The sequence below is a fragment of the Clostridium sp. 10cd* genome, assembly GCF_044336395.1.
Lineage (GTDB): Bacteria > Bacillota_I > Bacilli_A > Erysipelotrichales > Erysipelotrichaceae > Clostridium_AQ > Clostridium_AQ innocuum.
This window is the reverse complement of record NZ_CP172347.1, coordinates 4,382,671-4,397,559: the sequence shown is the minus strand read 5'-3', so window position 1 is coordinate 4,397,559 and position 14,889 is coordinate 4,382,671. Positions and strand designations below refer to the sequence as shown.

The window sequence follows — 14,889 nt, the reverse complement described above, 5'->3', positions numbered from 1 at the left end:
GGTTTTGTCTATAGTGAATAAGAGAAATATACAAGGAGGAAGCTATGTTTAAAACAGATTTAGAAATTGCGCAGGAATGTAAAATGGAGCATATTCGTGATATTGCGGCAAAAATCGGTGTGGGTGAAGAGGACCTGGAATACTATGGTAACTATAAGGCAAAGGTATCTCTCGATTTGCTGCATAGAAATGAAGGCAAGGAAGACGGTAAGCTGATTCTGGTGACCGCAATCAATCCGACAAAGGCCGGGGAAGGAAAATCCACAACGACTGTTGGTTTGGGGGATGCGTTAAACCGGCTAGGGAAAAAGACGATGATCGCGCTTCGTGAGCCAAGTCTGGGTCCGGTTTTCGGTCTGAAGGGTGGAGCTGCCGGCGGCGGTTATGCCCAGGTTGTACCAATGGAGGATATTAACCTGCATTTTACCGGGGATATGCACGCAATCACAACAGCAAACAATTTGATTTCCGCATGTCTGGATAATCATATTCATCAGGGAAATGAGCTGGATATCGATATAGAAAACATCACATGGAAACGCTGTCTGGATATGAACGATCGTACGCTGCGTCACATTACGATCGGACAGGGACCGAAGGCGAATGGTGTGGAACGTGTGGACGGCTTCAATATCACGGTGGCCAGTGAGGTGATGGCAGTTCTTTGTCTGTCTACTTCTTTGATGGATTTAAAGGAACGCCTCGGCAATATGCTGGTGGCATTTAATTCAAAGAAGGAGCCGATTTATGTAAAGGACCTTGGCATTGAAGGGGCTCTGGCAATGGTTATGAAGGATGCCATCAAACCGAATATGGTACAGACACTGGAACATAATCCTGTACTGATTCACGGCGGTCCGTTTGCCAATATCGCTCATGGCTGTAATTCCATTCTTGCGACAAGAACATGTCTGAAGCTTGCGGATTATACGGTGACAGAGGCAGGCTTTGGTGCTGATCTTGGAGCTGAAAAGTTCCTGGATATCAAGTGTCGCTTCGGTGGGCTGAAGCCAAATGCAGTGGTAATTGTAGCAACCATTCGTGCCTTGAAGCAGCACGGCAATGTAGCATATGAGGATTTGAAGGATGAAAATGTGGAGGCGATGCTGACAGGGTGTGAAAATCTTGCAAAGCACATTGATACAGTAAAGCAGTTCGGACTGCCTTATATCGTAGCAATCAATGAATTTGCGAGCGATACTCCTGCAGAGGTGGAAGCACTGCAGAACTGGTGTAAAGAGCATCAGCATCCGATGAGCCTTTCTCAGGTATGGGCAAAGGGCGGAGAAGGCGCGCTTGATCTAGCCAATCAGCTGGTGGAGCTTTGTGCAGAGGAAAACAGCTATGCTCCGCTGTATGATGTGGAACAAAGCATTGAGGAAAAAATTACAGCAATTGCGACAAGGGTGTATGGCGCAAAAGAAGTTGCATTCACAGAAGAGGCGAAGGAACAAATTGCGTTGTATACTTCCCTTGGCTGGGATAAGATGCCAATCTGTATGGCGAAAACGCAGATGTCACTGTCTGATGATGCGAAGGTATATGGGGCTCCGAAGGATTTTACGATTACGGTTCGTGAGCTGCGCCCGAGTCTTGGTGCCGGTTTCCTGGTTGCATTAACGGGGAAGATACTGACGATGCCGGGTCTTCCAAAGATGCCTGCGGCAAATAACATGGATATCGATGAAAAGGGGCATATCGAAGGTTTATTCTAATTAGAATGTAAAACAGCGTATCTCGATTCAGATACGCTGTTTCATGATTAATGATTACAAAGAAAGACGGAGATGATTTAATCCGTCTTTTTAACATGATATTAGTTGCATATACCATTTCAATTTAATTCTATTTTAAAAGCCCGTCAAAAAATATCCGGTTCCTGCTCCAGTATGATTTCCAGCATATACAGTGGCAGGTGTTTGATAACTCCATCAATAGATACTCCTGTATTCTTCTTTGAAAAAAGAAAGGCATTCTTTACACGGTATTTTTTTACGAAGTTCTGAAATGCCCTTGATGTTGTATGTGTGCCAGCTTTAACCTCTAAAGGGGTGATTTCTCCTTCATATTTAATGATGAAATCAATTTCTGTGCTTTGGCTCGGCTCATAGTAGAAGCACGCTTTATTCGCTCTTTTACATATCTGTGCAGCTATATTTTCATAGATAGCTCCTTTGTAAATACTTAAATCACCACGGATTATTTTTTGTATATCACCATCATCAAACTGTGAGATAAAGAGTCCGCAATCTGCCATATATACTTTAAATACAGATAATTCCACTTCAGAAACCAGAGGTTCTGCAATATGAGCAAGGCGGTTTACTTTCAATATCAATCCGCTGTCCTCGAGCCATTGTAAACTTGAATCGTAATAGCGGGCATTGTATCCTTTTTTTACCACGCTGTATTGAAACTTTTTATTCTCTTTCGCAAGTTGAACAGGGATGGATTGAAAGCATTCTCTAGCTTTTATCTTATCCCCGGATATGGCATATTTGGCCATATCGTTAAGGTAATCATTGACAATTCTTCTTTGAATCATAAGGCATTCCTTTATGGATTTCGTTTCAGCATACGTTGCGACCACCTCTGGCATACCGCCGATAATCATATATTTTGTAAAAAGCTCATTCATTTTATCATGTAATATCTCAGGTACAGCTTCCAGCCGTTTAAGAGATTGATTTATGCGATTCAAAATATCTTTATTTATGCTAACGGCTTCCAAAAATTCAAGAAAGCTCATAGGATACATATCCCATGTTTCTACGTAACCAACTGGAAACGAGGTAGTCTTAGCGATAGCGATACCCAACATACTTCCAGAACAGATGATATCACAGGAAAAGGCTTCGCTCATAAATTTTAGTGCAGTTATAGCATCGGGACATGCTTGAATTTCATCCAAAAATAAGAGAGTATCCTTGAGAAATGGTATATCCATGAAGGATATTTTGAGATAATCAAGTAGCTCTATTGGATTGTGTGTTTTATTGAACAATTCAATATATGAAATATCTCTTTCAAAGTTGATTTCTACCATATATTTATAGTTTTCTTTTCCAAATGCACGTATACTATATGTTTTTCCAACTTGACGAGCACCTTTGATTAATAGTGGTTTTTTGTTTGGCATCTGTTTCCATTTTAAAAGTTGCTGCTCTATTTTTCTTTTCATGTGGACTCCTCCTTCATATAATAGTATATCACGTAATGATAAAAATATGATATTTCACATATATTTATCGATAAAAAAATGCAGATTAACATATTTTTATCAGTAATATTATGCATAATGAAGTGGTAATCGCTTTGCAGAAAGACAACGAGGTTATCATCGTCACTGATATGGCGGTGCAAATTTCAACGAAAGAGGCGCTATATTTTAAAATCATAACAGTTCAACAGATAACCTCATTTTTAAACTATCAGGACTTTGGGTAAATTGAAAAGTATGTTCAACAGCTCAGGAATAATCGTTATTCTTTTGTTAAGGGCAGAAATATCTCCGTGATAAATGAAAACTCAGAAGGAGGAATCGTACAATCGAAAACCTCCTGAACCTCATGAAAATTCCGCTCAATGATATTGTAAACATAATTATTGCGATTTATGAATGCCTTCATCTTCGGAAAAGAAAGTGGCTCATTTTTTATACAGCGCTCCAGTGTAAAGGAGCAGTGAAAAATAAACTTAATCAACAGATTGTCTGAATAAGGCAGCTGCAGCTGCTTTATGATGGCATTTAATGTTTTATAAAGTATTTGGGAAGACTTACGCGGATTTAGAAAGACAAGGGAATCGCTTAAAATGGTTTCATCCATTTGTTGAATCAATTGCATTGCATAGCTGTCAGAGTCCTTGGCTTCTGTTTCAGCAATCGGATTTTCGGCATCCTTTTGAAGAATGGTTTCAAAGGTTGCTCCGATACTGCTTGCACGTTTTAACAGTGTTAACAATAGCGGCAGGTCAAGGTCTGGGACGATGCGTACATGACAATTTGACAAAGTCTGTAGTTCCTTCTCCAGCAGCTTGATATCTTTACTATCCGTAATGATCAAAACGCCTTTCCCCTTATCACTTTCCTGTACATGCTTTGTCAGAATGGATAAGAGAGCATCATGGGATACCTGTGTATCCAACTCCAGAGATAGAATCTGGTTCCCGTAATCATGCGAATGCAGATAACGTGCATATTCCTTGGAGCGGCCATTTTCTGTAACAATCAGAAGCTGTACCTGCGTTTCCTGCAGCCATTGACTGGATAGATAAACATAGGTCGCAATATAATCACGCTCCCATTTTGTGAAGGTATAATTAAAGCGTGAAGAAACAGCTTCTTGAATTTCGTCGAATAACAGGTAATCTTTTTTTCGTGCAATGCTGATCGCCCCAACATCTGTAATCGCCGGAACCGTGTCTTCTTTGAAAGCTGAGATAAATTCAGAAAGCTTACTTAACATTCCATAAAGTATGTTTTCATTTCGCGAAATAGGTTTATCCTGTAAAACAGGATATAATAAATCATAAATATCCTTCAATAAAACAGAGCGTATGGTATTCAGGTGAACATTCATGAATGCATTCATATCATTCAGACACTGATTTACAATTTCACCCTTTGCATTGTTTATAGAAATGTTTTTTTTCTGATTCAATTCCTCATTGATATGATAGAGCATCTGTAATTCTTCATTCTCTTTCATCGTGGAAAAGTAGAAATCATTATGTGTAAATAAAGCTAAAATCGTATTCAACTGCTGATAACGCTCGTTTACATCATAAATATCGGATAGTACCGTGTTTGATATATCGGCGAAATCCAAAGTGATACATAAGGGATTTTCTTTTATCAAACGGGTATAGGCATTTGCACATGAACTGCGTATCTCAGCTTTTAAATGCGGCAGATTTCCCTTATAGGAGGACATTGCGAAGCAGCTCAAAATTCCCTTTGATATGCGAATGGCTCGCTTGATGAAATAAGCCTCCTCCTGAAACTGCTTAAGAACCAGCATAACGGTCTCTTCCAGTGTACGCTGCTGTAGTGAAGGCAGGGAAATTAGCGTTGGAAAACAGCGGCGGATCATGGATTCCTCTTTTAATTCAGGTGAGGAGGTCGTGATAATCACCTGGCATTGAAATGTAAATCTGCGATTGACAGCGTTGAGTGGATGGTACTGCGCTTCTGTTATTGCATTGCATATCTTTATCTTTATTAAATCGGGAAGCTGTTCGAAATGAAGCAGTATGAGCATCCCCTGCCTAGCTTTTTCCACCAGACCGCGGCGCAGTCGGCTGTCGATGATTTCTCCGAATACATACAAATCCAAATCATGAACAGAATAATTTTTTAAAAGGCTGCAGTCTGCAATAATCGGAGAATGAAAGGAAGAAAATCGTCCATTCTGTTTGCCGTACAGAAACATGAGCTGTGCAAAACTCTTCCGGTTGGTTCCCTCCTGCCCCTCGATAATGGTATTTAATCCGCTATATGGGTAATTCATTGCTGCTTTAGCTTTTTGAATCGGCTCATACATACTTTCACCGATGTTTTTTCCAATCAATGTATCCAGAGATTCTTTCATCTGCGTTTGTTCATTCTGACGCTGCTGCTTAGTCAGAAAATCGGTAAGCTGCTGATCCTTGGAAAGAACGGCGGGTATGTTCTGCTCGGGGAAATACTTCATCAAAAGCTGGCGTGAAACATATAGTGTTGGTCTGCCATTGAGCTTGATCAGTCTGCCTTCCTGATGCAGGAGGTTGAGATCTCTGGATACATTTGATCGATCAAGCCGCAAATCCATCGCCAAAGAGGAGGCATCCATTCCAAGCTTATCATACTGCTTATCCTCCAGACATTCCAAGGTGTGCGCATAAATTGCTTTCAGAATCAGTTCTTTGCGTTTACTCATGAAATCACGACCTCCTTAATTTTTTTGTGTTGATTTCTTCTTCATAATAACACAGTAAGAATAAAAACGCATAAAAAAGTCTAAAAGTGTGTCTGCTTTTTACAATGTATACATATTGTGTATGCTTGCACTGGAAGTTATCGGAATAAAAGCTGGTAAATCTGTTTCTTTTTTCTTCACACGCTTTCCTGAGTGTGTTGAAACAGGGACTTTTTTGACCACCTGAAAGGGACGATGATAAGATGACATCAGAAAGGAAAAGGAGGAAGCTGTATATGATTGATATCATAATCGTTACACATGGCGAATATGGAAAAGCGATGCTGGCAAGCAGTGAACTCATCATGGGGGAACAGGAAAACGTACAGGCATTCGGCTTCTATTTAGGTGAAAGCGTCGAACATCTGAGGGACTCTATTTTGCAGGCAATCAGCTGTACGCGGAAGGGAAGTGAAATACTGATTCTAACAGATATGCGTTCCGGAAGTCCGTTTAATGTTACAGCGTCATTGATGAAGGATCACACATTTGAACATCTAACAGGAATCAATCTTCCCATTTTACTTGAGATTCTCTGTTCAAGAACGCAGATGGAGCTGAAGATGATGATAGCACACATAATGTCAGAGGAAATGAAAACGCTCATTCATGTTAATGAAATGCTGAAGGAGGACTAAACATGAAACATATTGTGTTATGCCGCATCGATGACCGTCTTATTCATGGGCAGGTTGTTACGGCATGGGTAAAGCAGACTGAGGGTAATCGTATTGTAATCATTGATGAAGCATTGGTGAAAGATGTTTTCTTACAGAAAATCATTAAGGCAGCAGCACCTTCCGATATTCGTATTGATATATACAATATAGAAAACGGAGTGTGTGAGTTGAAAAAGGAGGCTGAGGATAAAGAACGAATTATTATTTTGGTAAAGACTCCACAGGTGGTTGAGGCTTTAATTGATGAAGGTATTCTGCTGGATAAAGTGATTCTGGGGGGAATGGGGGCAAAGTCAGGCCGCAGGAAATTTAATCGCAATGTATCAGCAAGTGAAGAAGAAATCGAGTGTATGCAGCGCATCATGAATAAGCATATACCGATGTATTATCAGTTGGTACCGAATGAGTCGCCAAGTGATGTTGGTAAAATGATAAGCGGATAGGAAAGGAGAAGTATTATGAGTATTTTGCAGGCTGTTTTACTGGGGATTATTTATTATTTGGGGAATAGCTCGATCATTGCAGGACCGGTTGGTTATTATTCTGTTTACAGGCCGTTGGTAAGCGGTTGTCTGACAGGGATGTTTCTTGGTGATCCCGCACAGGGAACTATGATAGGAGCTACCATAAATCTGATGTATGTAGGGTTTATATCAGCAGGTGGTGCTTTGCCCGGAGATATGTGTCTGGCTGGTATCCTGGGAGCCGCTTTGGGAATTACAGGTGGTCTGGATACGGAAGCAGCTCTGGCGATTGCTGTCCCAATCGGATTGATTGGTACCTTACTTTGGTTTGGACGTCTGACACTGGATTCAGTATTTGCACATATGGCAGATCATCTGGCAGAAAAAGGCGAGGCTGGGAAGGTTTGGATTCCTTCTGTATTGTTGCCGCAGCTGATGCTGTTTGTGCTTACCTTTGTTCCATGTATGCTGGCATGCTATTTCGGGGCCAGCTATATTCAGGGTATTATTGATGCTCTTGGCGGGACAGTATTAAATATCCTCATGATTATCGGAGGGATGATGCCTGCTCTCGGTATTGGCTTGACGCTGATGTATATTTTCAAAGGAGAGGCAAAAATCTTTTTCTTCATCGGGTTCCTGATTTCTGTATATTCGGGATTGAGTATGATTGCGATTGGATTTATATCGCTTTGTATTGCAATCGTCTATACACAGAAAAAAGAGAGTACAGGAGGTAATGCGGCATGAGTGAAACTGTAGATAAGAAAAATCTGCTTACCAGCAAAGAGGTTAATAGAGCCTGGCTGCTATGGCTGTTCAATAATCAGGCCTGTTACAATTATGAGCGTATGATGGGAATCGGCTTCCTTCATGCCATGACCCCGGCCTTTCGAAAGCTTTACAAGGATAATAAGGATTTACGTATAGAAGCCATGCAGCGTCATACCAGCTTCTTTAATTGTGAGCCTTGTCTGGGGTCATCTATTGTTGGACTGGTTCTGGCGATGGAAGAACAGAAGGCATTGGGAGCTGAACTTGATAATGATGCAATCACCTCAATTAAAACCGGACTGATGGGGCCGCTTTCGGGTATTGGTGATACCTTGATACAGGGTGTCATCCTCCCCCTGCTTATTGCATTCGCTGTAGATTTTGCAAAAGGTGGTAACTGGGTCATTCCTCTTGTATTCTCATTGGTTATGGCGATTATTGTATTCGGCATATCACGCTTTGGATTTTTACTGGGTTATCGTAAAGGTTCAGATGCAATTCTCAGTATGCTGGAGAATGGTGTTATCAAACGTTTAATATCCGCTGCGAGTATTATGGGCTGTATGGTACTGGGAGCATTGGTTGTTAATTTTGTGACAATGAAATGCGGCATCAGCATCCCACAGGCAGAAGGAAGCTTCTCCATGCAGGAGCAGCTATTTGACGCCATTCTTCCAAGTATGCTTCCGCTGTTATTGACACTGGGCTGCTACAAGCTGCTGAAAGCAGGAAAATCAAGTGTTTTGGTTATGCTGGTCATAATCGCTATTGGTGTTATCGGCGGATTAACGGGAATTTTGAGTGTATAGGGAGGCAATAGATGCAGATTAAACAATACCAAACAACGAAGTATATCATGGGAAATGGTGCACTTCGTGAAGTACAACGGTGGAAGGATAAAAAAATCGGCTTGGTTGTCGATGAAAATGTTTTGAAGGCATTACAGCTTGAAACAAAGCTGTTTGATGAGCTTTTAAAGGACTGCGATTATGAAGTCCTCTGTAATATGCCGCAGGAGCCTACCACAGAGCTTCTGGAACCGGCCATTCGAAAAGCGCAGCGCTTTGATCCGGATGTATTTGTGGCAATCGGAGGCGGCTCCGTCCTGGATAGTGCGAAGGTACTATGGCTGTTTACAGAATTCCCTGATTACACTTGGGAACAGGCATTTGCACCATATGCTGTAGAATCATTCACAAAGGAAAAGGAACTGATTGCCATTCCTACAACCAGTGGGACAGGCTCTGAAACAACGGGCTGTGCGGTAGTTAAGGATACAGAGAAAAGAAAGTGTATGGTTTTAAGCAATGAAATCATGCCAAGCACAGCCATTCTTGATTATGAGCTGTTGGTAAGTCTTCCTAAGCACGTCATTGCATTCTCCGGATGTGATGCTCTTGCCCATGCGTTGGAGGCGGGTATTTCTGTTCTGGCTTCGGATATGGTACGGATGCAAAGTGTGCAGGCCGCTGTGCAGATTATAAAACAGCTGGAGGCTTCCTGCAATGGTGATTTGAATGCACGTCGTGATATCCATTTGAGTGCAACGATTGCAGGTGCATGTATCAATAACTCCATAACCGGTATGGCGCACGGAATGGATCAGGCCGGTGGTGATTTCAGAAAGCCGCATGGACTGATGACGGGGCTTATCCTGCCGTATACGATGTGTCATCTGCTGCCGCAGCCTTTATATGAGGAAGTGGCTGATCAGCTGGGAATCTGCGGGACCTCTATGGAAAAGCAGGAGCGTCTGATAGCAAGGATATGGGAGATGTATCGAAAAATAGAGATGCCGGTTACCCTACAGGAAGCAGGTATCGAACGTACGGCTTATATGTGTAAAATTGATACCTATGTGAAGCAGGCGATGCAGGATGCCAATGTGCAGTGTGCACCAAAGACCTTCTCTGCAGCTGAATTAAAAGCAATGTATCAGGAATTATATGATGGAAAAGAATGGAGGACAGCATATGAATAAGAAAATGAAGGTAGTAGCGATTACGGATGACCATAAGGTTGAGGTGAAAGAGGTTCGGCGTCCTGATGTAAAGCCGGGCAAAATACTGATGCATATCAAAGCATGTGCATTATGTACCTGGGAACAGCGTGTGTTTACACGGGAGTCCAAAATGCCGCTGCCATTTGTTGGCGGACATGAAATTGTCGGAAGCGTTGCGGCCGTTGGGGAGGGGGTAAGTGAACGTGAGTTTCCGATCGGAAGGAAGCTGACAGCTCGTTTGATTCAGGTTTGCGGAAAATGTTATTTCTGTCGTCATGGTGAAGAGAATCTGTGCGTAGATATCAATGCGCCGTTTGATAAGGAAATGGAAATACCAGGTACAGGAGGGCTTGGAGAATATCTGAATATTGATCCCTCTCAGGCTTACCTGCTGCCGGAATCACTCTCTGATACAGCAGCGGTGTTCAGCGAACCGCTGGCATGTGTGCTGAACTCGATTGAACGTGGACAGATTGCACTGGGAGATGATGTAGCGGTGTTAGGTGGAGGCATCATGGGAATGCTGCATGTACTCTGTGCCAAGCTGTCGGGTGCACGCGTTATCATGAGTGAGCCGGATGCTAAACGTCGTGCTCTGGCAAAGACACTGGGATGTGATGATACTATCAACCCGATGGAAACAAATCCGGTTGATTACATAAAAAATCTGAATGGTATCGGTGCAGAGGCTGTCTTTAACACAACACCGATCAGTGCTGTTGCTAAGCAGGCTGTGGAGATGACAGCACCCTTGGGAAGATGCGTCATGTACAGCTCACAGCATCCTGATAAGCCGATTGAAATCAGTCCAAACTGGCTGCATTCCAGTGAAACGGTTATTACAGGAGCAGTAAGTCCAAGCGTACGTTCCTTTCAGCGGGCGGTCAATATGTTAAGCAAAGGGTTGATTGATCCAGAAAAATTGGTTTCCGGAGTATATCCGTGCAATCAGGCACAGGAAGCGTTTGAAGCAGCAATACGTCCGGATACATTTCGTATTATTATCACATTTTAACTTAAGGAGGAATATAAGATGTTAGTAAGTATGGCAGAAATCCTGCAACAGGCAAAAGAGGGACATTACGGAGTACCGGCTTTATCAGCTGTAGATGAGCTTTCATTGAGAGCATGCGTGGAAGCGGCTGAGGAGATGAATGCCCCCCTGATTATGCTTTGTGGCTGGGGTCATAATAAGGATATGCAGTATTTTGGCCGCATGCTGCATGATTTTGCAATCAAAGCGAGCGTACCGGTAGCGTTTATATTGGATCACAGTGCAACCTTTGAGGATGCGGTAAAAGGAATTCATGCCGGATTTCATACCATCATGGTCGATCGCTCCTCCCTTCCATATGAGGAAAATGTCGCACAGGTGAAGGAGCTTGTGAAAATTGCACATGCTGCAGGTGTCGGTGTAGAGGCAGAGCTAGGTCATGTCGGTGTCGGTGAGAACTATGCTGTTGATGGTATTGCAGCCTTAACGCAGCCGGATGAAGCAGTACGGTACGTGGAGGAGACAGGCGTTGATTGTCTGGCTGTGGCCATCGGTTCCGCACATGGTGTTTATAAAGGAGAGCCAAAGCTTCGTCTTGATCTTTTAAAAGAGCTGGCAGAGAAGGTTCCGGTGCCATTGGTGCTGCATGGTGGCAGCGGTACCGGTGATGAGAATCTGGCAACGGCATGCCGTCTGGGTATCAGTAAGGTGAATGTAGCCAATGATTTATTCCGCGGAGCGTATAATAAAATACAGGAAGTCGGTATGGAGGGGAATAATATCTATGCCTTAATGCCGATGCTGCAGGAAGGATATAAGGAAACAGCAAAGCATTTCATAAAAATTCTGGGATGTGCAGATAAAGCATGGAAGGCAGAGCAATGTGTTTCTTCGGGATTGAAACAGGACCTAAATGAAGCAAAGTAACAAATAATCTATTAGAGAAATAAGATATCCTGTTAAGGTGATTGTGACAGGATATTTTATGATTATCTGAGATCTATGATTGATCACATAAAATATGCTTACATGATATGGAAGCGAATTATACAGTTAACATAACATTCACACAAGGATGAGTTTCTATAATCTGTCTATCGTAGAATATGGAGACTTTTTATATTGATAATTTATGAGGCATATTAGTTTACTAAGTTACAACTTAGTAAGTTATAACTTAGTAAACTTCGGAGTAAAATATAGGTTCTGATTTGGTTTAAAAATCATAATTATTACATAGTATAACTGTTTCTATTTAAATTTAAATTATGAAAACAATATTTTATAACCCTTTAATAAATGTGATTTTAATTTATTTTTTTGTTTTTTTAAATATATTAAAAAGAATTATTGAAATTTCCTTCAGAATTCTATATGATTGTAATAAAATTCAGGAGGTGTTTTATGTCGAAAAAATACCAGACAATGAAAAAAGCAATCAAGATGGAGATCAAGGAGCATAGGAAATCGTTTCTTGTATACCTAACCCTGCGCGCACTTGTAATTCTTGTTATGATTCTTCAGATATTCAACAGGAATTTTGAAAATGTATTTTTATGCCTGTTAACACTGATTTTACTGATTGTACCAAGCTTTTTACAGGTAGAGCTGAAAATCGAACTGCCGACAGCATTGGAAATTATCATCCTGCTATTTATCTTTTCCGCAGAAATTCTCGGAGAAATCCAGTCCTTCTATATTCTGATTCCCATGTGGGATACCATCCTGCATACGCTGAACGGCTTTCTTGCGGCGGCAATCGGTTTTTCACTTGTGGATCTTTTGAATAATGATGATCGTCTGCAGTTTCGTCTTTCCCCTGTGTTTATGGCACTGGTTGCTTTCTGTTTTTCCATGACAATCGGTGTTGTATGGGAATTCTTTGAATTTGGTATGGATACCTTCATGGGAACGGATATGCAGAAGGATACGATCGTGCAAAGTATAACAACGGTTATGCTGGATCCAACCAACAGCAATATACCAATTACGATTGACGGGATCCATTCCGTTGCGGTAAATGGCAAAGAGCTGGGATTTAACGGTTATCTGGATATCGGACTGATTGATACTATGGAGGATTTGCTTGTGAATTTTATAGGCGCCTCTACATTTTCTATCCTTGGCTATTTTTATGTGAAAAAGCGTGGAAAGGGTGCTTTTACTAGACAATTCCTTCCTAGAAGAAAAACAAGAGATGCGGATTTTAAGCGTCTTGCCAGAAAAGAACTGGAGCAGGAGGAGCATGAAAAGCTGAAGGATGCAGGAAAAGAGGCATCTCGAAATTATTAGATATAAAAAAAGGATTGCGGGTCCGCAATCCTTTTGGAATAATGAACTATTGAATGCTCGTATCGTTTACAATAGTATCCGTGCTATCCTTTAAAGCCTCAATAACACAGAATTTCTTATAAAAAGCGATGCCATAGCCGATAATATCCTCATAACCCTCCGCCAGCATACCTTCTATATATTGTTTATCCTTTATCTGCTTACATGCGTGCTTTGCCGTGTTTTTTAATTCCGCAAGGGAAGTAGCTGTTTTTAGTTCTAATATCATCCCCCGATCACTTAAGGAACGAGGCGCAACCGCTATATCGAATCTTCCCAAACCGGACTCCTGATTAGACATGATGCGATAATTGCATAACAAGCCTATTAAAATGCCATGATAGAATTTCTCATCATAATCAAAATAGCTGATGGAAGTAAAAAGAAGGTCATTTACTATTTTATTTGCGGTTTCTATATCTTCCTTCAACAAGGCTTCAGCGAAATTCTCAGCATGTGCCTCCGTTTGTTCCTGAAACCATTCTTCAAATATGAGGGTATAAATTCTGTTGATTTCTTTGTTAGGAATCATCAGCTGGTATATACTCTTTTCTTCATCTATGCATTTTATGACTTTCAAATACCCCGTGAATAGAAGAAAGCTGTAAATGTTCTGTATTTTATCCATTTCACGGTAGGTGAGCTCATGTTTTATGGCTTTTTCAATCATCTTACCGGATGTCAATAAATCAAAATCCTCTCTCATATGTGAATTTGCTTTTTGAATGTACTGATAGATAATATCATTTCCACTCGTATTTGCCCAGAAGGATTCCGGTGTATCGTTTCCCTGCTTGATTTTTTGAACATATTTCAGTACGCTCCATGGATTGTATATCTCTTTGTTTCCGAATAGATACCCATCATACCATTCTTTTATGGTTTGTTCATAGGATTTCAAATCGTAGTGTTCAAGGAGTGTTATCGTTTCTTTTGGTGTAAATCCAAAGGATGTACTGGATTGATCTTCAGAAATGGAATATACACTAAAATTATTTAAGCCAGTGAAGATCGACTCTTTCGCAATTCTCAGGCAGCCTGTCAGAATCCCTTTTTCCAATGCATCATTTGTTTTTAGGGCAGCACTGAACATACCGCTTAAAAAGTCTGCCATTTCATCATAATATCCTTTTAAATATGCGCTTTGTAACGGAACATCGTATTCGTCAATCAAAAGAATAACATCTTTATGATAATGCTGCTTCAAGCAACCGCAAAGAAACTTTAATGCATTCTGCAGATCTACATCACTTTGTGAACGACGATAATATGCTATAAGCTGTTCTTTATCGAAGGTATTTAATTCCTCACTTTCGAGTAACTCCTGATTTTTTCTGACAATATCCTGGATTAGGATAGCGAACATCGCCTTTTGATTTTCAAACGTGTGTTTTTTCATATCTTTCAGAGTAATAAAAATGACCGGATACTGATTTTGGTATTGTAATGAGTCTGTATGATTGACAATATCCATATCGTTAAAAAGATAAGCATTATCCTTCTGCTTCATTGAGAAAAAATAATATAGCATACTCATATTCAGTGTTTTACCAAAACGGCGCGGTCTGGTATATAATGCGACCTTTTCATTTATAATGTCTGTAATGAATGATGTTTTGTCTACATAATAACAGTCTTTGTCAATCAGTTCCTTGAAATCTTCTATTCCAATCGGCAGACGTTTCAT

General features: G+C 41.0%; 12 protein-coding genes. 9 read left to right on the top strand and 3 right to left on the bottom strand.

What is annotated here, in order from left to right; genetic code table 11:
- Positions 1 to 44: 44 nt before the first annotated feature.
- Positions 45 to 1,715, top strand: a complete 1,671-nt coding sequence (locus ACG3M1_RS21830; protein ID WP_161129363.1) for a formate--tetrahydrofolate ligase — start codon at positions 45 to 47, stop codon at positions 1,713 to 1,715.
- Between the two features lie 146 nt (positions 1,716 to 1,861).
- Here ACG3M1_RS21830 and ACG3M1_RS21825 read toward each other — a convergent pair whose 3' ends face one another.
- Both ACG3M1_RS21825 and ACG3M1_RS21820 read right to left on the bottom strand, forming a co-directional pair.
- Positions 1,862 to 3,181: an ATP-binding protein gene (locus ACG3M1_RS21825; protein WP_217793496.1), complete on the bottom strand. Its 1,320-nt coding sequence runs from the start codon at positions 3,179 to 3,181 to the stop codon at positions 1,862 to 1,864.
- 301 nt (positions 3,182 to 3,482) lie between these two features.
- Entirely contained in the window at positions 3,483 to 5,918 is a 2,436-nt protein-coding gene (locus ACG3M1_RS21820) for a PRD domain-containing protein (protein ID WP_009269963.1), read from the bottom strand.
- Between the two features lie 275 nt (positions 5,919 to 6,193).
- On the opposite strand from ACG3M1_RS21820, the gene ACG3M1_RS21815 reads away from it, so the two are divergent.
- From ACG3M1_RS21815 to ACG3M1_RS21780, 8 genes are all read left to right on the top strand, one after another.
- Entirely contained in the window at positions 6,194 to 6,595 is a 402-nt protein-coding gene (locus ACG3M1_RS21815; RefSeq protein ID WP_054343649.1) for a PTS sugar transporter subunit IIA, read from the top strand.
- 2 nt (positions 6,596 to 6,597) lie between these two features.
- A complete protein-coding gene (locus ACG3M1_RS21810) occupies positions 6,598 to 7,080 on the top strand; it encodes a PTS sugar transporter subunit IIB (protein ID WP_008816306.1) in 483 nt (160 codons plus the stop codon).
- A gap of 15 nt (positions 7,081 to 7,095) precedes the next feature.
- Complete coding sequence (locus tag ACG3M1_RS21805) at positions 7,096 to 7,851, top strand: PTS mannose/fructose/sorbose/N-acetylgalactosamine transporter subunit IIC (protein ID WP_008816307.1); 756 nt, start codon at positions 7,096 to 7,098, stop codon at positions 7,849 to 7,851.
- Complete coding sequence (locus ACG3M1_RS21800) at positions 7,848 to 8,684, top strand: PTS system mannose/fructose/sorbose family transporter subunit IID (protein WP_008816308.1); 837 nt, start codon at positions 7,848 to 7,850, stop codon at positions 8,682 to 8,684. The genes ACG3M1_RS21805 and ACG3M1_RS21800 overlap by 4 nt, the downstream gene beginning before the upstream one ends.
- 11 nt (positions 8,685 to 8,695) lie before the next feature.
- Complete coding sequence (locus ACG3M1_RS21795; protein WP_242410476.1) at positions 8,696 to 9,856, top strand: iron-containing alcohol dehydrogenase; 1,161 nt, start codon at positions 8,696 to 8,698, stop codon at positions 9,854 to 9,856.
- On the top strand, positions 9,849 to 10,892 hold the full coding sequence (locus tag ACG3M1_RS21790; RefSeq protein ID WP_055200437.1) for a zinc-dependent alcohol dehydrogenase: 1,044 nt from the start codon (positions 9,849 to 9,851) through the stop codon (positions 10,890 to 10,892). The genes ACG3M1_RS21795 and ACG3M1_RS21790 overlap by 8 nt, the downstream gene beginning before the upstream one ends.
- Positions 10,893 to 10,910: 18 nt before the next feature.
- A complete protein-coding gene (locus ACG3M1_RS21785; RefSeq protein WP_217793500.1) occupies positions 10,911 to 11,798 on the top strand; it encodes a class II fructose-bisphosphate aldolase in 888 nt (295 codons plus the stop codon).
- Positions 11,799 to 12,275: 477 nt separating this feature from the next.
- On the top strand, positions 12,276 to 13,163 hold the full coding sequence (locus ACG3M1_RS21780; protein WP_009588511.1) for a hypothetical protein: 888 nt from the start codon (positions 12,276 to 12,278) through the stop codon (positions 13,161 to 13,163).
- Between the two features lie 46 nt (positions 13,164 to 13,209).
- Here ACG3M1_RS21780 and ACG3M1_RS21775 read toward each other — a convergent pair whose 3' ends face one another.
- Positions 13,210 to 14,889, bottom strand: a complete 1,680-nt coding sequence (locus ACG3M1_RS21775) for an AAA family ATPase (protein WP_008816311.1) — start codon at positions 14,887 to 14,889, stop codon at positions 13,210 to 13,212.